This window comes from Aquitalea denitrificans, assembly GCF_009856625.1.
Lineage (GTDB): Bacteria > Pseudomonadota > Gammaproteobacteria > Burkholderiales > Chromobacteriaceae > Aquitalea > Aquitalea denitrificans.
In genome coordinates this window covers 2,659,468-2,678,961 of sequence record NZ_CP047241.1, presented here as the reverse complement: position 1 = coordinate 2,678,961, position 19,494 = coordinate 2,659,468, and the positions used below count along the sequence as shown (strand labels likewise).

At 58.3% G+C, this 19,494-nt stretch carries 20 protein-coding genes; 8 read left to right on the top strand and 12 right to left on the bottom strand.

What is annotated here, in order from left to right; genetic code table 11:
* Nucleotides 1–223: 223 nt before the first annotated feature.
* Nucleotides 224–1,495 (bottom strand): aminotransferase-like domain-containing protein, encoded by a 1,272-nt coding sequence (locus GSR16_RS12095; RefSeq protein ID WP_240902473.1) that lies wholly within the window; start codon nt 1,493–1,495, stop codon nt 224–226.
* Nucleotides 1,496–1,649: 154 nt separating this feature from the next.
* On the opposite strand from GSR16_RS12095, the gene GSR16_RS12090 reads away from it, so the two are divergent.
* Nucleotides 1,650–2,267: a DJ-1/PfpI family protein gene (locus GSR16_RS12090; RefSeq protein WP_159877707.1), complete on the top strand. Its 618-nt coding sequence runs from the start codon at nt 1,650–1,652 to the stop codon at nt 2,265–2,267.
* A 793-nt stretch (nt 2,268–3,060) separates the two neighbouring features.
* Here the strand turns inward: GSR16_RS12090 and GSR16_RS12085 are convergent.
* The 4 genes from GSR16_RS12085 to GSR16_RS12070 form a co-directional block, all read right to left on the bottom strand.
* On the bottom strand, nt 3,061–3,525 hold the full coding sequence (locus tag GSR16_RS12085) for a PNPOx family protein (protein ID WP_159877705.1): 465 nt from the start codon (nt 3,523–3,525) through the stop codon (nt 3,061–3,063).
* 65 nt (nt 3,526–3,590) lie between these two features.
* On the bottom strand, nt 3,591–4,307 hold the full coding sequence (locus tag GSR16_RS12080) for a DUF554 domain-containing protein (RefSeq protein ID WP_159877703.1): 717 nt from the start codon (nt 4,305–4,307) through the stop codon (nt 3,591–3,593).
* 12 nt (nt 4,308–4,319) lie between these two features.
* Nucleotides 4,320–4,946, bottom strand: a complete 627-nt coding sequence (locus GSR16_RS12075) for a UbiX family flavin prenyltransferase (RefSeq protein ID WP_159877701.1) — start codon at nt 4,944–4,946, stop codon at nt 4,320–4,322.
* Between the two features lie 10 nt (nt 4,947–4,956).
* A complete protein-coding gene (locus tag GSR16_RS12070; RefSeq protein WP_159877699.1) occupies nt 4,957–6,444 on the bottom strand; it encodes a UbiD family decarboxylase in 1,488 nt (495 codons plus the stop codon).
* 188 nt (nt 6,445–6,632) lie between these two features.
* On the opposite strand from GSR16_RS12070, the gene GSR16_RS12065 reads away from it, so the two are divergent.
* Genes GSR16_RS12065 through GSR16_RS12055 form a run of 3 tightly spaced genes read left to right on the top strand, consistent with a single transcriptional unit; the run spans nt 6,633 to nt 9,411 of the window.
* Nucleotides 6,633–7,532 carry a LysR family transcriptional regulator gene (locus GSR16_RS12065; protein ID WP_159877697.1) on the top strand — a complete coding sequence of 300 codons (900 nt, stop codon included), beginning with the start codon at nt 6,633–6,635 and terminating at the stop codon, nt 7,530–7,532.
* Nucleotides 7,529–8,224, top strand: coding sequence for a 3,4-dihydroxy-2-butanone-4-phosphate synthase (gene ribB / locus GSR16_RS12060; protein WP_159877695.1), 696 nt, complete (start codon nt 7,529–7,531; stop codon nt 8,222–8,224). Before GSR16_RS12065 ends, ribB begins: the two co-directional genes overlap by 4 nt.
* 11 nt (nt 8,225–8,235) lie before the next feature.
* On the top strand, nt 8,236–9,411 hold the full coding sequence (locus tag GSR16_RS12055) for a porin (RefSeq protein ID WP_159877693.1): 1,176 nt from the start codon (nt 8,236–8,238) through the stop codon (nt 9,409–9,411).
* Between the two features lie 372 nt (nt 9,412–9,783).
* Here the strand turns inward: GSR16_RS12055 and GSR16_RS12050 are convergent, their stop codons facing one another.
* The 6 genes from GSR16_RS12050 to GSR16_RS12025 are packed head-to-tail and all read right to left on the bottom strand — an operon-like array spanning nt 9,784 to nt 15,378.
* Entirely contained in the window at nt 9,784–10,092 is a 309-nt protein-coding gene (locus GSR16_RS12050; RefSeq protein ID WP_159877691.1) for a DUF190 domain-containing protein, read from the bottom strand.
* Between the two features lie 23 nt (nt 10,093–10,115).
* Nucleotides 10,116–10,844 carry an SDR family oxidoreductase gene (locus tag GSR16_RS12045; protein WP_159877689.1) on the bottom strand — a complete coding sequence of 243 codons (729 nt, stop codon included), beginning with the start codon at nt 10,842–10,844 and terminating at the stop codon, nt 10,116–10,118.
* Between the two features lie 16 nt (nt 10,845–10,860).
* The gene (locus GSR16_RS12040) at nt 10,861–11,298 is read right to left on the bottom strand and encodes a GlcG/HbpS family heme-binding protein (RefSeq protein WP_159877687.1); all 438 of its coding nucleotides are present in this window, start codon (nt 11,296–11,298) and stop codon (nt 10,861–10,863) included.
* 28 nt (nt 11,299–11,326) lie between these two features.
* Nucleotides 11,327–12,367, bottom strand: a complete 1,041-nt coding sequence (locus GSR16_RS12035) for an HlyD family secretion protein (RefSeq protein ID WP_159877685.1) — start codon at nt 12,365–12,367, stop codon at nt 11,327–11,329.
* A 4-nt stretch (nt 12,368–12,371) separates the two neighbouring features.
* Nucleotides 12,372–13,928 (bottom strand): MFS transporter, encoded by a 1,557-nt coding sequence (locus GSR16_RS12030; protein WP_159877683.1) that lies wholly within the window; start codon nt 13,926–13,928, stop codon nt 12,372–12,374.
* Nucleotides 13,921–15,378 (bottom strand): efflux transporter outer membrane subunit, encoded by a 1,458-nt coding sequence (locus GSR16_RS12025; RefSeq protein WP_159877681.1) that lies wholly within the window; start codon nt 15,376–15,378, stop codon nt 13,921–13,923. The genes GSR16_RS12030 and GSR16_RS12025 overlap by 8 nt, the downstream gene beginning before the upstream one ends.
* 195 nt (nt 15,379–15,573) lie before the next feature.
* On the opposite strand from GSR16_RS12025, the gene GSR16_RS12020 reads away from it, so the two are divergent.
* On the top strand, nt 15,574–16,215 hold the full coding sequence (locus GSR16_RS12020) for a TetR/AcrR family transcriptional regulator (protein ID WP_159877679.1): 642 nt from the start codon (nt 15,574–15,576) through the stop codon (nt 16,213–16,215).
* Nucleotides 16,216–16,243: 28 nt separating this feature from the next.
* On the opposite strand, the gene GSR16_RS12015 is transcribed toward GSR16_RS12020, so the two are convergent.
* Nucleotides 16,244–16,585, bottom strand: a complete 342-nt coding sequence (locus GSR16_RS12015; RefSeq protein ID WP_159877677.1) for a hypothetical protein — start codon at nt 16,583–16,585, stop codon at nt 16,244–16,246.
* A 204-nt stretch (nt 16,586–16,789) separates the two neighbouring features.
* Between GSR16_RS12015 and GSR16_RS12010 the strand changes: the two genes are divergently transcribed.
* From GSR16_RS12010 to GSR16_RS12000, 3 genes are read left to right on the top strand one after another with little or no spacing between them, the layout of a single operon-like run.
* Complete coding sequence (locus GSR16_RS12010; RefSeq protein WP_159877675.1) at nt 16,790–17,716, top strand: catechol 2,3-dioxygenase; 927 nt, start codon at nt 16,790–16,792, stop codon at nt 17,714–17,716.
* A gap of 46 nt (nt 17,717–17,762) precedes the next feature.
* Nucleotides 17,763–18,545 (top strand): 2-oxopent-4-enoate hydratase, encoded by a 783-nt coding sequence (gene dmpE / locus GSR16_RS12005; RefSeq protein WP_159877673.1) that lies wholly within the window; start codon nt 17,763–17,765, stop codon nt 18,543–18,545.
* A gap of 30 nt (nt 18,546–18,575) precedes the next feature.
* Nucleotides 18,576–19,490, top strand: coding sequence for an acetaldehyde dehydrogenase (acetylating) (locus GSR16_RS12000; RefSeq protein ID WP_159877671.1), 915 nt, complete (start codon nt 18,576–18,578; stop codon nt 19,488–19,490).
* Nucleotides 19,491–19,494: the final 4 nt, after the last annotated feature.

Genomic DNA, 19,494 nt, shown 5'->3' with positions numbered 1-19,494 from the left:
GTTGTCCGGCACTTCTGCTTGTGTTTTAGCTAAAAGTCAGACCAAGGTCATAAAGCAAGAGCCACTGCCCGAGAGGGCGGTGGTTCTTGCTTTATGTGGTTTTGGAATAAAGACCGAGTTTCGGCCAAAGCAGAAGTTCAAACTCCGCACGAGATTGACTGCTTTCACTCGGAGAGCAGTCTTATCTTATCGCCTGCTGAAGCCGGTACAAACCACTTGTACCTCAGTAGGTATAGCGTCGGATGACATCCCCTACGGTTTGAAGTGAGGAATGTAATGTCTCCATCTCTACCGAGCCTAAAGCCAAGCGGAGCGCATGAGGTACGTGCTTGCTGGTTGAATATGGTTCTGCGTTGGATACCGCGATGTTCTCTCGCAAAAGATCTGACACTATTTGCTCAGCCCTCACATCTTCACCCAATGGTACCCAGAGAAAATACGATGCCGGGTGACTCAGGAAGGGAATGTCGGATAGCAAGCTACTGGCAATTTTCTGGCGTTCTGCCGCATCCAACCGTTTGTTTTGCTCAAATCGGGCGACCGTACCATCTTCAATCCATCCGCAAACCAATGCTGTCATGACGCTAGGGGTGTTCCAGGTTGTAGCTCTGATACTTCGCTCAATGGCCGCCATCCAATGAGATGGTGCGACAACCAGACCAACGCGCAATCCAGTCGCAACATTTTTGGATAGGCCTGAAACGTATAAGGTTCTTTCCGGAGCCAACGCTTGCAATGGTGGCGGTGGACTACATGCAAGAAAGGCATATGCTGCATCTTCGATGAGGATGAGATCGTGGCTCCGCGCAATGGCAACAAGCTCTTTTCTACGGGCTTCATCGATCACCCATCCAAGTGGATTATGCAAGGTTGGCATTGCATACACGGCGCGTACCCGGCGATGAGTACATAACATTCTCAGGGTGGCCAGATCCGGGCCTTCTGGTGTTACTGGGATAGGTAGCAGTTCCAGATGCAAAACCTCTGCCAGAACCTTGAAGCCTGGATATGTCAGCGCATCGACAGCAATAACATCACCAGGCTTGAGCAAGGCCATGGCGCAGACAGTCAGCCCATGTTGCGCTCCATTGACGATAAGTACGTTATCTCTACTGACCTGAACTCCACGGCTTTCCAAGTGACGCGCCATGATCGCTCGTTCATGTGGTCTACCCCCATGGGGCTGATAGCGCAGCAGTGCCGATAAGTCTCCTGCTGAGGCAAGCTGGCGCATTGCATCTCGCAGCAAGTCAGTCTGCTCTGGCAGTGACGGGTTGTTGAAATTCAAATCAACCATTTCCAAGCCCACTGGATGCTGGTCTATGCCATGGCCAGCAGTAAGCGACGTGTCCCGTACAAATGTTCCTCGCCCCGCCTCTCCACTGACAAGCCCCATGGTTTCAAGCTCGGCATAAATACGACTAGCGGTAACCAGTGCAAGCCCCTCTTGCGCGGCAAGTTGCCGATGCGTTGCTAGCCGGGTACCTGGTGCCATGCGGCCTGATCGAATGTCTGCGGCAAACCGGTCTACTAACTGTTTGTATCTTGCTTTGGCCATAAACTTGTATACATGACAATTTTTTGATTGTACTGATTATTGAGCATACGCTGACAACTAACAACTACCCTAGACAAAAGAGGACTGTGTCATGCATATCGCAATTCTGACCTTTGATGGCTACAACGAACTCGACTCACTGATTGCATTTGGCATTTTGAATCGAATCAAGAAGCCCGACTGGCGAGTATCGATTGCCAGCCCGACTTCCAAGGTGACTTCCATGAATGGTGCTGTTCTGGAGTCGCACATTTCCATTGAGGAGGCTTGTAGTGCTGATGCGGTCATTTTCGGTAGTGGACTGAAAACTCGGGATGTTGTCGCCGACGAAAAATTGATGACTGCGATGCAGTTTGACCCGTCCCGGCAGCTACTGGGGGCGCAATGCTCGGGCACACTCATTCTGGCAAAGCTTGGTCTGCTTAATGGTGTTCCGGCGTGCACCGATCTCATCACCAAACCCTGGGTGCAGGAAGCTGGTGTCAATGTGCTGAACCAAGCCTTCTTCGCCAACGAAAATGTAGCGACCGCAGGTGGCTGCCTGGCATCTCAATATCTTGCATTTTGGATCATCGCCAAACTGGAAAGCATTCAGGCAGCCCAAGAGGCACTGCACTATGTGGCTCCTGTTGGAGAGAAGGAAGAGTACCTAGCGCGAGTACTAAAGCATGTGTCGCCGTACCTGACATCTAACACCGTGAACCAATAAATCGTCTTTCAGGCAGGAGCCATCATGACTATTCGCGTATTTTCCTCCGCAACATCGCAGCAACTCACCAATCTCAAAATTGCCAATACAGTGGCCTTCCTTGATGACCTTGGCACTTCTGGCCACTTAAATGCCCCAATATCCCTACAGGCTGTTTATGTGACTGGATTCATAAGGAGCCACTAAATGGGTCGTCACTGGCAGCTATGGTGGCGACCATGCCGGCCGCAGCCACTTCCTGCTGGAAACCCTGGCCGCCGTACGCACCGAGTGGCCTGAAAATCTACCGCTTACCACGCGCTTCGGGGTAATCGAATACGATGGCTGCGCCGAAGAAACACTGGCCGACTCTATCGAGCGGGTACGTGAATTCAAATCAGGCGGACTCGACCTGCTGAATGTAAGCGTCAATTTCTGCACGCCTGAGGCCAATATCCCGTAGGGTCCGGTCTTTCTGGCACCAATCGCCGAGTGGGTAAGACGCGAAGCGGGCTTGCCGGTTGCCTCCAGCTGTGGCCTGGAGCGCGTGGCAGATGCCAAGCGCGTGATTGCCTGCGGCCAGATGAGTCTGGACACTGACTGGGCCGGTGCTTTTCATCGGCCGTGGCGGCTAACGGTGCAATCTGCCGTTTTGCCGTCGCTGGCGGACTGCATGGTTGATCGGGGGGGACAGCCTACGACAGAGGGTGTCTGGCAAGCAGTGAACCCCGGCGACCCTCTTTCACCTTTGCGGCAGTTCAGCCGGGTCAGCAGCATATGAGGCACTAACAACCAGGAAGCTTTGTCGCGCTTGTTACTGATCAGAAATGAGTGACGGCAGCGGGGCAAGCTCACTGGGCTGTCGTACCCAGCACGTTTTCTGGGCAAATACATAGTGGTTGTCGGTGTACTTGACCTCATCCAGCCGGATTGCCCAGACATCGCTACGCTTTAGCATGGCCAGCGGATGGCGTCTGGTGTAAATCCCCAAGCCATCCTGCCTGGCCATTCCATCCAGCAGTTCGGCATGTGCCGTGAATTGCACACCACGAATCTCCCGCAAATGCTGGGGCTGCTGGGCAATGGTCCCGGCCAGCATGGGCTGGATCAGCATTTGCTGGCCATGCCGTGTGGTCTGGCTGGTCAGGACAATCAGCCTGGCTTGTTCCGCATCCAGTGCATAAAAGCAGCTGGCGGCCCACAGGCCTGCGTGGTCTTGAATGGCAAGGCTGACAACGTGGTTCTGCAGCAGGAATTGCTGAATCTTGTCAGGGAGCATGGTTTTCTCCGGGTATGCAAAACCGCACTCGCCAATAACGGTGAGTGCGGTTGCTTTTCGGGTGATCAGGCGATATAGCTGGCCCACAGGAAGGAGAAGGGCATCACCAGCAGTAAGGCCGGCAGCATGTTGGCCACGGGGAACATCTTGATACCGCAGATCCGCAAGCCGGTGGCCAACATGATCAGCCCGCCTGCCGCCGAGAAGTCGGCCATCATGCTGGCCGAGGTCAGAGGCATGATCAGTGTTGCCAGCATTGCCAGACTCAACTGGATCAGGATCTGTGGTACGGCAATGGTGGCCACGGCATAACCCAGCGATGTGGCGAAGATGGCCGAGGTGAACAGGTCAAGAATGGTCTTGATGTACAGAATGGACGGGTCGCCGGTCATCCCTTCGTGCATGGCACCGAAAATACCGGTGCCACTGGCACAAAACAGCACCAGAATGGCCACGAACTTGTCCATGAACTCTTCATGCGACAGCCCCTCGCGCGGGGGGATGATCTTGTCGATGAAGCCGCGGGTGGCCCCGGCCATTTTGCCCAGCCCGCGTTCGACGCCAAGCATTTCGCCGATAACCGCGCCCAGTACCATGGCCAGCACCACGGCCGGCATGTACTTGACCTTGACGATGAGCATGGCACCCAGGCCCATCGAGGCCAGGCCAAAGGTTTGCGGCAGGGCATTGCGCAGGCGCTCTGGCAGCTTGCTGCCAAGAAAGGCACCGACTACGCCACCAATGGTGACGACTGATCCGTTTACATAGGGTCCGATCAACATGGCTGTATACCTCTAGTTTTGTGTTGCCCAGGCCAGTTCATGGCTGACCGGGCGAGTTGCGTTGTCACCAGGGGCGGTCTCGCCCCATCTGGGCAGGCTGTTGACCTCCAGATCGAACAGATCCAGTGCGCGTCCCACGCTGTGGGTAATCACGTCATCCAGGGTTTGTGGACGTTGATACAGCGCAGGAACCGGCGGAAAGATGATGCCGCCCATCTCGGTGACTTTGCGCATATTGTCCAGGTGCGCCAGATTCAACGGCGTTTCTCTGGCCATCAATACCAGCCGACGTCGGTCTTTCAGGACGACATCCGCGGCACGGGTCAGCAAATTGTCCGTCATGGCATGTGCAATGGACGCAAGTGTCCGCATGGAACACGGCGCAATCAGCATTCCCAGTGTCTTGAACGAACCACTGGCAATCGAAGCGCCCAGATTGGCCAGTGGGTGAACCACATCGGCCATGCTCAGGACTTCTTCTCGCTGGTAGTCGGTTTCCAGGGTCCGGGTCATTTCCGCCCCGCGGGAAATCACCAGATGAACCTCGACATCCATGGCCTGCAGCAATTGCAAAGCCTTGTAGCCGTACTGGAAACCGGTTGCTCCACTGATGCCGATGATGATGCGCCGTGTACTCATGATTTACTCCTTATTCAAAATCAGGCAGGAAGCGCTTTACATCCACTTCTTTGAATTTGGAACGTTCAAAGTGGGACTTCAGATCAAAAGGCACCGTGCAGTCGAAAATGGTTTTGCACGAAGAACCCGCCTGACGAATGCTGGGGCTGAAGGCCGGAATCTGCGAAGGATCCAGCGGATGGCAACGCACGCCCGGAATGAAGACTGTGCTGACATCACCCTGATAGCGGGTTTGCATGGCCCACAGCACATCGTCGGTATCGAAAATATCGACGTCTTCATCCACCAGAATCACATGCTTGAGTTCCGGGAAGGCCGAGAAGGCCAGCAAGGCAGCCTGGCGCTGACGGCCTTCATCCACGGGTGCCGATTTCTTGAATTGCAGAACCGCCAGGAACTTGCCGCCACCGGAGGAGTGGGCAAACACATTGAGCAATTTGCCCGGCATGGCGCGATCCACCATGTCCAGGATGCTGGCCTCGGTCGGAATGCCTGCCAGATTCACATGCTCTTCACCCGGGCCCACGGTGGTTTGCAGGATGGGATTGCGGCGGTGGGTGATGGCCTTCACCTTGATAACCGGCAGCGCATCTTTGGATTCGCCGGTATAGCCGGGAAACTCCGGCATGGCCTTGCCGGTATCCGTGTTCTGGTCTTCACGCACCCGTACATTGGGCAGCAGTTCGCCTTCAATCACCACTTCGGCATGGGCAATGGCTCTGGCCGGAATGGTCAGACAGCGCGACAGCTCTACCGGGCGACCACGAATGGCACCGGCCACATTCAGTTCATCAAAGCCCAGCGGGGTGGTCGGCGGTTCGAAGCAGGCGGCAATCTCGATGGCTGGATCCACGCCAATGCTGATGGAAATGGGCAGCGGTTTGCCTGCGGCTTCGGCCTTCTGGCGGAAGGCGTCGATATGGCGGCCAGGTGTCAGCCACATGGATAGCTCATCCCGGCTTTGTACGCACAGGCGGTGGATGGTGATGTCGGATTCGCCGGTTTCCGGGTCAGATGCGTAGCACATGCCCATGGTGATGTAGGGGCCGGCATCTTCTTCGGTATTGGTGGGGGCTGGCAGCAGGGTGCGCAGGTCAAAGGACGGGTCGCTGGCATAGTGGACCACTTCCTGACACTGGGCCTTGTCCTGGCCTACCTCAACCGGTGCCACCGGGTGCTGTACCGCCTCTTTCAGTATATGACCCAGCCGTTCCGGCGCGCAGCCCAGCAAATGGCCGACACGCTTGCGCGAACCAACCAGGCCAATCACCACCTTGAAGCCCGGGAAGCCTTTCACCTTGTTGAACATCATCACCGGCCCGCCTTTGCGGGTAGGGCGCATGCAGGTGCCACCGGCACCGACGTAGCGGTATACCCCAGACAGTTCGGCTTCCGGATCTACCTCGGTATCGGTACTGACAAATTCACCGGGCAGGGACTGCAACAGTGCCAGCGCGGAGCGCAGGTCGTGCACGGGATGATCGGATTTGCAAAGCATGATTTACCTTTCATTACGTCGGTTAGTTGATTTCTCAGCGACGAATATAAAGATTTTCAGCCTGGCAAAAAAATACCGTTTTGGTGCGGCATGCCATACCAACTTGGTGTAATCGATTACATTTCGATTTGATCTGAATCAACGTTTGAAATAGGTCACAAAACCAGAATGCGCCCAAGGAGAATGATATGGATCTCAAGCGCTTACGTTATTTTTGTACTGTAGTGGAGCAAGGCAATATTACGCATGCCGCACGCATATTGAACATGGCGCAGCCGCCATTAAGCAAAAGGCTGCATGAGCTGGAAGATGAAGTGGGTGTTCCCTTGTTTTTCCGCAATGGACGCCGTATTGAACCTACCGTGGCGGGGTTTCATCTTTACAAGCGCGCCAGTGAAATATTAAGAAGTGTGTCTGACACTGTCATGGAAACGATAGCCCTGGCCAAGCAGGAAACAAAACTGCTGCGTATCGGCTTGTCCCATTTGTTTCAGTCTTATTTCTCACCGCTGATCATGGAGATAAAACAGCGCCACCCGGATGTGGAAATTGGCGTGACGGTTTCCGATTCCAGCCATCTGGAAGTGCTGTTGAATAATGGTTTAATCGACATTGCACTGATTCAGAAGCCGGCAAAGAACGATGGTTTTGATTGCATTACATTTTCTCCCATCAAGGTGCAGGCTGTTATCAGTAAAAGCCTGTTGAATGATCCTGATAAAAACGCCATGCATCTTTCGGAACTCAGTCAGTATCCACTGCTTTTATTACGCCGAGCCAACGGGACCGGGACTTTTGAATTCTTGCAGGACCACATGCGTAAAGGTGGCGTGGAGCCACATATTGCCATGCATATATCCCAGCCCGGTTTATTGCTGGAATGGCTTGAATCGGGACTGCAGGGCGTGGCCTTGTTGCCGGAATCGGAAATAAAACCGGACAGGCTGCATCACAGCAAGGCAATGGAAATATTTCCATCGCCACAGATATTTTTTCCATCAATCGTCAAATTGACCACCGCTTCCTACATGAAAGAACTGATGGAAATTGTCGAGCATGGCTACCCCTTTCCTGCCAGTCATTCATGAAGTACTTCGAGGTAAACAGCATGCTGGACCTGAAATCTAGAGTATTGGCAGCCATCAATGCCTTCCGGCGCGGCCTTCCCGTGGTTCTGACCGATGACGCGGACCGGGAAAACGAGGCCGACCTGGTCATGCCGGCCTGCATGATCAACCACAAGTGGATGGCCAGGATGATTCATGACGGCAGCGGCATAGTCTGCCTCACCCTGACCCAGGCGCTGGCGGATGCCATGCAGCTGCCCTACATGGTGGCGCAGAACCAGAGCAAGGAAGGCACGGCCTTTACCGTGAGTGTGGATGCCCGCTTTGGCATCAGCACCGGTGTCAGTGCTGCCGACCGGGTTCACACTATCAAAGCGGTGCTGGCTGAGCATGCCGGCCCCGACGATCTGGTACGTCCTGGCCATGTTTTCCCGCTGATTGCCAACCCCGGCGGCGTGTTGGTTCGCCGTGGTCATACCGAAGGCAGCGTTGATCTGTGTCTGCTGGCCGGCCTGCCCCCGGCCGGAGTGATCTGCGAACTGATGTGCGAGGACGGCCGCATGCTGACCGGGACCGCCATTGACGCCTATGCGCAGCGTTACCAGTTGCCGGTTCTCAGCATCGAGGACATTGCGCTGTATCGCAGCCGTTTGCTGGATCAATCCGAACTGGCCTTTCTTCACGCCGTCCGCACTGAATTCTCCACGCTTTAAAGGAATACATGATGTCCAGCCATATCCGGCTGCTGGCATTGGCCGTATTGTCGGTCAGTGCTGCTGCAGCGCATGCAGAAAGTAATAGCGACAGCGTTTCTATTTATGGCTATATCGGCGTGGCCATCGACTCGGCCAGCGCGACCGGTGGTAGTAGCAGCAAGCCACGCTATACCCGCTTGTCCGACGCCAACTCCCGCATCGGCTTCAAGGGATTCGAAGACCTGGGCAATGGCAGCAAAGCCATCTGGCAAGTTGAATCCAGCTTGCGGGATGTAACTCAGGGGGGAAGCAATGACTGGGGGCAGACCGCCACCCTGGCCAGTCGCAACTCCTTTGTCGGTCTGGATAACCGTGACTGGGGACGGCTGATTGCCGGCTATAACGATACCGCCTACAAAACCCTGGTGGGCAGTGTCAGTGATTTTGGCATCGATGTCATGGGCAATACCGCTGCCGATACCTGGGGTACCGGGCCGGGTTATTACCAGATTTTCAGCCGGGGTGAAACGCGGCTGAAGAATTCCGTTCACTACACTTCGCCTTTGCTTGGTCCTGTTCAGCTTGCTGCCTCCTGGGGTGTGGATGAAACGCAAACCAATGGCAGTAACAAGACGCGTCTGGATTTGGCGGCAAAATACAGCAATGGGCCTTTCAAGCTGGGGCTGGGCTGGGATCATCAGAATGATGTCGCCGGCTATGCCGGTGGCGCTTACGGCTCGGCGGCGACTGCGCCGGGTAAATCGATTGACTACTACAAGCTGATTGCAGCCTGGCAGTTTAGCACCGGCACCTTGCTCGGGGCCGGCATCGAGCAGGGACGATACGACGCGACAAGTGGTGGTAGCCGCATGCGACAAACCGCCTGGACTGTTGCCGTCAGCCAGTCCGTCAACGAACGCTTGGCGCTCAAAGCCTCGTGGAACGAACTGGGTGCCTTGCACAACACGACCCTGGATCAGGCGGATGACTTCAAGGCGCACCAATGGGTAGTGGGTGCAACTTATGCCCTGTCCAGAAAAACCAGCCTGTTCAGCTACTACAGCGTGATTCATAACGGGGCGGCCCAAAACGTCAACCTTGGCTTCAGCCCGGTTGTGACGGGTAGCAATGCCAGCGATACGGTGGTGCTGGCTGATGGGTCCTGCGTGCGCGTACTGGGGATTGGTCTTGGTACGGCATTCTAGCCTGTCGTTGAAATAGCCATCTGGCAGGCTCCCGGCGGGGCTCCGGCTCCATGAATAGGGCATGTCCACAATTCTGTGTAATCCGGCCATGGTGCCCCATTCTGCTGAAAGGCAGCTTCGGTCGAACTGCCGCCGACCTAGCTGATGCATCGTCAGTTGGTCGACCTAAGCAGTCAGTTTGAGTGGTGAGGGGTTCCGACTGGTTTACGCATAACATCGGACATGCCCCCGGAAAAAGTGTTAAAAAAGCCCGGTATCAATCGGGCTTTTTTTATGGAGATGCCGGCGTCAGATACTACCGCGTGAGCTTGATCGGCTTCTGATACTCCGAAATTCTCGGCTATCTGAGCCCACTTACCTTTTTGCCTGACTCTAGGTAAATCCATATTCAACCGCTTGGGCAACGTAAAGAACGTTCACTTGTTCTTGCCGGAGGCGGTGAAACAGGCGTTCGCGTTCCTCGGCAGTAACAACCATGATGACCTGTACCGGCTGTTCCGAAAGATCAAACAACGTAATGGCATGAAAGCGGCCATCATGGCCCAGTCCTTCCACGCTACCGTTCAGGGTGGCACCACCGATTGCCAGTTCGTGTGCCAGTTCCAGCAGCCACTGTGCCAGTGGTGCATGCCCGTGCAAGCGGTCTTGCCGGGTGTAAAAGGTAATCTGGAATCCTTGCATTTCCATTCCTTTGATGTCGGATGTCAGCTACCCAGCATGATGCCGCCATCGACCGCGACATGTTGTCCGGTGATGAAGTCGTTTTGCAGCAAAAACAGGTAGCTGGTAGCCAGTTCGTCAATTGTTGCCAGGCGTTGCAGTGGAATGTCGTGTTCGAAGCGGACCTTGATCTGGTCTCGCTGTTCCGGCGGCATGTCGCGCCAGAAGGGGGTCAGCGTCCAGGTGGGTGATACAGCATTCACCCGGGCACGCGGTGCCAGTTCGGCAGCAAGGCCCTGTACCAGTGCATTGATACCCAGATTGCCGACATAGCTGGCGCAGGCGTGTTGGGCACGCCCACCGGTGCCGGAGGTGAACAGCAGGCTGCCACCCTTGAGCAGCTTTCCTGCCGCAAGTTGGCCGATGCGAATGTTGGTAAAGAATTTCGACTCCATTACCCGGCGGATTTCGGTCATGTCAGCTTGCAGGAAGCCTCCGCCCATGACGTCACCGACCATGGAAACCAGATGATTGAAATCCGGCAAGGTGGCGAACCATTGCTCCAGTGCCTGGTGGTCGTGGGCATCGACCTGATGGCTGCTGACCGCTGCACCCAGTTGTTGCAGCCTGCTTTGCGCTGCGGCCAGCCGTTCTGTATTGCGTCCGGCAATGATGATGCGTGCCCCTTCTGCGGCCGCCAGTTCGGCAATGCGCAGGCCGATGCCGGAGCTACCGCCTATGATGACGATGGTTTGTTTGTTCAGGTTTGCCACGTTCTTCTCCTTTTGCTCAATGAGCATTTGTCAGGCCCAGTGCCTGTGCCGCTTGTAATGCTATATGGGTGTCATTGGGGCCATGCGCGCCGCTGACGCCAATGGCGCCGATGAGCGTTCCCTGCCATTGCAGTGGTATGCCCCCTTCCAGTGGCGTAGTGCCCGGGGTTGCCAGGAAGCTGGGTTGGCCCTGATTGATGAAGTTTTCAAACATGCCAGAAGGTGCTTGAAGCAATGCGGCAGTACGGGCTTTGCCGATCGCGACATCCGGGCTGATTCCGATGGCGTGGTCATGCTTTGCGAATGCCACCAGCGCACCGCTGGTATCGACGATGGCCACACTGATGGACCAGTTTCCTTGTGCTGCCGTGGTGCTGGCGGCTGATAGTAATTGCTGTGCCGTCTCCAGATTGATGGTGAGTTGATTGAAGCCAGGTGATATCGCGGTGGTCATTTTCCTTCTCCCGTGTGTGGGTGGGCTGTCATGAGTGGACTTGCACTTCCGGGCGCACCGACATACCCACTCGCAGGGCGGTTAGCTGAGCTTGTCCGGCATCCAGTTCTATGCGCACCGGCAGACGCTGCACGATCTTGGTGAAGTTGCCGGTGGCATTGTGGGCGGGCAGCGGTGACAGGCTGGCACCGCTGGCTGCGGCAATGCTGGCAATATGGCCGTGCAGGCGGGTGCCGGGCAGGGCGTCCACTTCCAGCGTGACCGGCTGGCCGACGCGCAAGCCGGCCAGCTGGGTTTCGCGGAAGTTGGCCTCCACGTACAGCGCCTGCAGTGGTACCAGCATCATCAGCGGCTTGCCGATGCTGGCCAGCGCGCCGGTACGGGCTTCGCGCTGGGTCACCACGCCAGCCACCGGTGCGGCAATGCGGGTGCGGGCCAGGTTGAGTACAGCGGCATCCTGCACGGCACGGGCGCGCAGCAGCCCGGCTTTGGCCTTGTCCAGTTCGGCCTGCAGAACCTTGCTCTGCTCGTCGGCGGCATGCAGGCTGGCCAGATCACGCTGCTGATTGGCCTGCTGGATGCCCAGCTGGGCGGCAGCCTGCTGTTGCGCCTGCTGCGAGCCGGAACCGTCCTCGGCCAGATTGCTGAAGCGTACGCTGTTGGCCCGGGCCAGGCGCAGGCTGGCGCTGTCGGCCTGCAGGGTGGCGCGGGCTTGTTCCCGGGCGCTGGCCTGTCTGGCCAGCTGGGCTTGCAGATTGTCGATGTCGGCGCTGGCGGCGGCCACGCCGGCACGGGCCTGCTCCAGCGCAATGCGGAAGTCGCGGTCGTCTATTTCCAGTAGTGGGGTGCCAGGCGTGACGGACTGGTTGTCCCTGACCAGCACCCGGCTGATCTGCCCCTGTACTTGCGGGGCGATCAGGGTCATGTCGGCACCGACATAGGCATCGTCGGTGGATTGGGTGGCAGCGGCCGATTCCTCGCGGTTGAGGTAGCAAAAAGCGGTGGCCAGTGCCAGCAGCGACAGGCTGCCCAGCAGGATGCGGGTGGAGGTGGTTTTGTTCAGCGGCATGGGATCATCCATGGTTTGATGGGCGGGAAGGCAGAACCGGGGCCGGGATGTATTGCATCATCAGCACGGCGGGTATCAGCAGCAGGGCAAACAGGCCCAGTACGCGATAGACATCGGCAATTGCCAGCGTGCTGGCCTGGGCATTGAGCTGGGCGGCCAGCTCTGCCAGCGGGATTGCTGCGTGGCTGGCTTGCCAGCTGGCCTGGTCCTGCAGCATTTCGTGGTGGAAGTCGGTGCGCAGTGTCAGCAGGCGGCCGACCATGGCGCTGCCGGCAAGGGTGCCAAAGGCGCGCAGGGTGTTGATGATGCCGGAGACGTAGGCGCCCTCCATCGGCTGCACCACGCTGGTGGCAAGAAACAGCAGTGACACCACGGCCATGGGTTGGCCGATGGCCTGCAGCAGCTGGGCCAGGTGGAAGTCATGCCCCATCCAGGCAGCGGTCAGCCCGCTGCCTTCCCAGCAGGCCGCGGCCATACACAGCAGGCCCAGCACAAATACATGGCGTGCATCGACCCGGCACTGATACAGCAGCATGGCCACCATGGGGCCCAGCAGCAATTGCGGCAGGCCGATGGCCAGGCCGATATCTTCCATCTGCAAGGTACGGAAGCCCTGCACATGGCCCAGTGCCATGGACGGTAGCGACGCGCCGGACAGCATGATTACCAGCAGGCAGAGAAACAGTGAAAACCCCAGTGCCAGATTGCGGCGGGCCAACAGCTGCAGCTTCATGAAGGGGGCGGGGTGGAACCACTCGCTGATCAGAAAGCCGCAGCACAGTACGGCACCGCCAGCCAGCAGCAGGCGGATGGCCCGGGCGTGAAACCAGTCCAGCTGCGCGCCCTGATCCAGCCCCAGTGCCAGCAGCGTCAGGCCGCTGATGCCCAGCAGCAGGCCCGGCCAGTTGGCCTGGCGCAAGCGTTGCGGCATGGCCGGCATCACCGGAATGCCCCAGGCAATCAGCACCATCGCCAGTGCACTCAATGGCACTGCCTGCCAGTAGAGCCAGCGCCAGTCTTCCAGCCGGTCCAGCCAGCTGGCAGCCAGCGCCAGCGACATATTGGGCGCAAAGGTAGCGGTCATGGCGTATAGGGCCAGGCCATGCAGGCGGATGGACAGCGGCAGGAAGCGCAGCGCTCCCATCATCAGCAGGGGAATCTGGCTGCCGCAGCACAAACCCTGCACCGCTCGCAAGGCCAGCATCAGCGGCAGGCTGTGCACGGTGGGCAGTACCAGGGCAATCAGCAAGACCACGGCCAGCATGGCCAGCTGGAAGCGCCGCATGGAAAAGGTGATGGCACACCAGGTGGCAAACGGCATGGCGGCCAGCTCGCCGGCGCTGTAGGCGCTGCCGAGCCAGGAGGCGTCATCCTGCCCCCATCCCAGCTGGCCAAAGAGGTCGGGCAGGCCGATGGCCACCACGCGGTTGTTGAAGCCGGCCATCATGGCCGCCACCAGCACGCCGAGCAGGCCGGTGGCCAGCCGCAGGCCGAAGCCCGGCGGGGCCGGGGCATGACTGCCGGCACCGGCTGGCGGATGGGCTGGGTGCAGGTCAGCCATGTGCGACCTCTGCTGCGCTGGCCGGCCAGTTGCCACCCAGCGCCCGGTAAAGCGCAACCATGGATTGGCTGATTGCGGCGCGGGCGTCGTCAACGGCCAGCTGTCTATCCAGCTCGGCCGACTGGGCTTCCAGCCATTCCAGCTTGCTGCTGCTGCCTTCTTCGTAGGCACGACGGGCGTGGCGGCTGTTGTTGCCGTACTGCTGCAGTGCCAGCGTGTTCTGGGCCAGCACGGCCTGTGCGCTGTGCCAAGCCTGGGCGGCATCATCCACCTCGTGCCAAGCATTCAACACGGTCTGGCGGTAGTGGATGGCAGCTTGCTGCTGCTGCACCTGGCTGAGTACCAGGCTTTGCCGCAGGCGGCCGCCATTGAACAGCGGCAGGTAGAGCGCGGGGCCGAAGGAAAACTGGCGCGCATTCCACATGCCCAGGTCGTGACCGTTGAAAGCCAGGCTTTCCAGATGGCCGCTCAGGGTGAGGCGCGGGTAGAAGTCTGCTTCGGCGGCAGCCACGCCGGCTACGGCGGCATGCAGCTCGGCCTCGGCCTGCAGGATGTCCGGCCGCTGCCGCGCCAGGGTGGAGGGCAGCCCGGTTGGCAGTGTGTCCGGTGGCAAGGGCAGGGTGCTGGCCTGACCCAGCTGCTGCTCCAGGCTGCCGGGCGGCTGCCCCAGCAGCAGGGCCAGGGCATTGAGCAGGGCGCTGTTCTGCCGTTCAAGGATCTCCTGCCGTACTTGCACCAGGGCCAGCGCAGCATCGGCACGTTCAACCGCTGCCTTGCCGAGCAGGCCGTTGCGCTCACGGCTGGCCAGCAGTGCAGCGTGCTGGCTGGCTAGTAGCCATTGCTGATGGTTCAGGCTGGCGGCGCGCTGGCCGTGGCGTAGCAGCAGGTAATGCTGTGCCACGTTAGCCAGCACAGCCACGCGGGTGGCTTCGGCGCCGTAGGCGCTGGCCTGGGCGCTGGCGCGGGCCGCCACTTGTTGCTGGCGCAGGTGACCCCACAGATCAAGTTCCCAGCTGCTTTGCAGGCCGACCTGCCACAAGTCGTAGGTGCGGGTGGAGGCACCCAGCCGCACGATGGGCGAGTGGGCGCTATTGGCATTGCGGCTGTAGCCGGCCTGCATGCCCAGCTGCGGCTGGCTGGCTGCCTCGACCAGTCCCGACTGCGCCCTGCTGGCGGCCACGCGGGTGGCAGCCAGTTGCAGATCGATATTGTCCTGCATGGCTTGTTCCATCAGGGCATCCAGCTGCGGGTCGTGCAGTTGTTGCCACCACTTGGCCGGCATGACGGCCGTGCTCAGGGCCGGCTCATGTGCCAGATGCGTATCGGGCGTGGCGGTAAGCGGGGGCTGGAACCGGTCTGGCTGTGCGCAGGCTGCCAGGCCGAAGGTCAGCGCCAGCAATGGCAGGCAGCGGCCAAATGAGGCGGGCGGGGTGAATGGTGAGCTTGGCATGGGTGGTATTAACTTGGGTAAAATTGACTGTACCGATCGGTACAGTTCTTTTTTTAAGTTAGGGACCTGCGCTGGCGCTGTCAAGCGTGGTGATGAACTGATCCAGCGCTGAAGGCTGTTGCCGGCGCTTGGCTGGACAGTAAATTGCCTGCTGGGGATAATGAATGGGTGAGAATTGTACCGATCGGTTTTGATATGAAGGATGAAGCAAGCAGCCCTTGCCCGGTGACGCCGGCCTGCGACAAGGCCAGCGTGGTGCTGCAGGCTGCCAGCACGGTGTTTTTGCAGCATGGCTTCAGTGCCGCCACCACCGACATGATCCAGCGCGAGGCGGGGGTATCCAAGGCCACGGTCTATGCCCGCTTTGCCAACAAGGAAGCGTTGTTTGCGGCCGTGATCCAGCAGGAATGCGCCCGGCTGATGAGCACGATACGCACCATCGATGGCAAGTCGCAGGGCCTGCGTTCCACGCTGGAGGGGATTGGTACCGACTACCTGAACATCATCCTGTCACCCACCGGCCTGGCGCTGTACCGGGTGATCGTGGCGGAGGCGCCGCGCTTTCCCGATCTGGCGCGCCAGTTTTATCTGGCCGGCCCCAAGGTGGTATCCGACCTGCTGGCCCGGCACATGCTGGTTTTTGTCGAAGCCGGGGAATTGCAGCTAAAGGGCATGGGCGTGGCCGATGTCACCAAGCTGTTTGTCAGCCTGCTGCGGCATGATGCGCAGTTTGAATTGCTGACCCACCCGGCATCCCGCCCCTCCGCTGCGCAGATTGATCAATGGGTGACCTTGGCGGTAGATACATTTTTGCTGGCATTTGCCAGGCCTGTGTGAACTGTCCGGTTTTTCATGGGTAACATGATCAAGTAGCAATACCAGAGCGACGCCGTTCGATATCAGGCCTGCGGCAGGCCTGGCGTCGGATGACATTGCCGGTGATCGTCAACGCGGCGCTCATCCGGCGCATCCATGTGTATCTCCTCCTTGTTCTGGCCACTGGTCTGATAAGCCAGTGCAAGGTGTTGCCGTCCGGTTGTGGGGTCGTTTCTCCTGAAAACGGGTCATACGCCACCGCCGAGTATTTCCGCCCAGTAGCCGGGTTTGCATGAACCTTCGGTACTGCCGTGACGAGATGATCAAAAAGATATATCCCCCAAATTGCCTTTTCTTGTAAGCCGCTCGGCAGAATTTCAAAAAATTTCAATCTAATTTGTGCATTGCAGCGTAGTAGGGAGTCCCATCAGGCAAGGCATGTACTGAGAATTCCTGCCACTATACCTTTAAGGTATTTCATACCAAATCAATAAGTATTTGACCGTCCCCATGTCCCCGCAGAATATGACACTCACAAAGGCAAGAAAAAATATTCTGCAACGCTCACCCAATAACAATTTGAGGAGATTGGGACATGGCATTAACTGGAGTTCTGCGCCCTGGGTATACCCAGATTCGGGTCACCGACATGCAAGCCGCGGTGGACTTTTACACCAATATCCTGGGTCTGGTGGAAACCGGTCGGGATGATAGTGGCCGTGTCTATTTCAAGGCCCATGACGAGCGGGATCATCACTGCGTGATCCTGCGACTGGCGGATAAGCCGGGCAATGATTTTTATGCGTTCAAGGTATTGAACCAGGCGACCCTGGGTGAGCTGGAAGAAAAGCTCAACGCCTATGGTGTTGCCACCGAGCGCCGGCCTGCCGGGGAGTTGCTGGAAACCGGTGAGCGAGTTCGTTTCACCATTCCTACCGGGCATGTATTCGAATTGTATTGGGAGCAGACCGAGGTGGGTGACGGCCTGGGTTATCTGAACCCGCCCATCCTGATAGATAACCGCAAAGGTATTTCCCCCATCCGGCTGGACCACTGGCAGCTGCATGGTGCCGATCTGGATGGCACTTTCGACCTGTTTACCAAGGTGCTGGGTTTTACCCTGACCGAAAAAATCCTGGGCGAGGACGGCAAGACGGTGATGGCAGTCTGGCTGACTTGTTCCAACAAGGCGCATGACATTGCCTTTGTCCGGGATACGCGCAGCGACACCCTGCATCATGCGGCCTTCCTGATTGAAACCTGGGAAAAACTGCTGAACGCGGCAGACCTGATGGCCAAGCACAAGGTGTTCATCGATATCGGTCCGCTGCGTCACGGTATTACCCGCGGTACTTCCATCTACTTCTTCGACCCTTCGGGTAACCGCATGGAAACCTTCTGCGGTGGCTATAGCTTCTACCCGGACATGAAACCTTATACCTGGACGTGGGATGAGGTGGGCTCTGCCATCTTCTATCACACCCGTGAACTGAACGAACGCTTCCTGACCGTGGTGACCTGAGTCGGGGCGTGTTGTCTGTCTTTATCTTTGCTGACAAGGATGCTTCATGAGTCAAGACCTCATCCAACAATACGGTGATGCGCTGTATCACGCGCTGACCACGCGCACACCCATCGCCCCGCTGAGCAGTCGCGGCCCGGCGTTTTCCCTGGAAGATGCCTACCGGGTGCAGCAGCGTTTCATCGAACGTCGCTTGCAAGCGGGGGAGTCGGTGATTGGCAAAAAAATCGGTCTGACCAGCCGGGCGGTGATGAACATGCTGGGGGTGGATCAGCCGGATTTCGGTCAACTGCTGTCCGGCATGCTCTACAACGATGGCGAAAGCGTGCCGGTTGCCAGCCTGATTGCGCCACGTGCCGAAGGCGAGATTGCCTTCGTGCTCAAGCGCGATCTGATCGGCCCTGGGCTGACAGCGGCCGATGTACTGGCTGCCACCGAAGGCGTAATGGCCTGCTTTGAAGTGGTGGATTCACGCATTGCCGACTGGAAAATCCAGATCCAGGACACGGTGGCGGATAACGCCAGTTGCGGGGTGTTCGTGCTGGGCAACCAGCTGGTCAGCCCACGCGGGCTGGATCTGTCGCTGGTGGGCATGGCGCTGGAGAAGAACGGCGAACTGGTGGCTACCGGTGCCGGTGCCGCATCGCTGGGCCACCCGGTCAACGCCATGGTGTGGCTGGCCAACAAGCTGGGCAGTCTGGGCATTCCGCTCAAGGCCGGCGAGGTCATCCTCTCGGGGTCGCTGGCAGCCTTGGTGCCGGTCAAGGTCGGGGATTGCCTGCATATGAGCCTGGGTGGCCTGGGTAGCTGCACGGTACGTTTCGATTGATACCCGCATCCTGTTAATGAAAGAGTTGCCATGAGCAAGAAAATCAAATGTGCGCTGATCGGTCCGGGCAATATCGGCACTGATTTGCTGTACAAGCTGCAACGCAGTCCGGTGCTGGAACCGGTATGGATGGTGGGTATCGATCCGGCGTCGGAAGGGTTGGAGCGCGCCCGCGCCATGGGACTGAAAACCACGGCCGAGGGGGTGGATGGTCTGCTACCGCATGTGGAGGCAGATGGTATCCAGATTGCCTTTGACGCCACCTCGGCCTATGTCCACGCCGAAAACAGCCGCAAGCTCAATGCGCTTGGCGTGCTGATGATAGACCTGACCCCGGCGGCAATCGGCCCGTTTTGTGTGCCTCCCGTCAATCTGAAAGACCACGTCGGCCAGGGTGAGATGAACGTCAATATGGTGACGTGCGGCGGTCAGGCCACCATTCCGATGGTGGCGGCGGTAAGCCGGGTGCAGGCCGTCAGTTATGGCGAGATTGTGGCCACGGTCAGCTCCCGTTCCGTGGGGCCGGGTACGCGCAAGAATATCGACGAATTCACCCGCACCACGGCAGGTGCGGTGGAGAAGGTGGGGGGGGCCGCCCGTGGCAAGGCCATCATCATCATCAATCCGGCCGAACCGCCGCTGATGATGCGTGACACCGTGCATTGCCTGACCGAAACCGAGCCCGACCGCGATGCGATACGCGCTTCCGTACAGCAGATGGTGGCCGAGGTGCAAAAGTATGTGCCGGGTTACAAGCTGGTCAATGGCCCGGTATTTGATGGCAATCGGGTGTCGATGTTCATGGAAGTGGAAGGACTGGGGGATTACCTGCCCCGATACGCCGGCAATCTGGACATCATGACCGCCGCTGCATCGCGTACCGCCGAAATGTTTGCCGAAGAAATCCTGTCCGGCCGACTCGATCCATCCCGCCTGAGCGCCTGAGGAG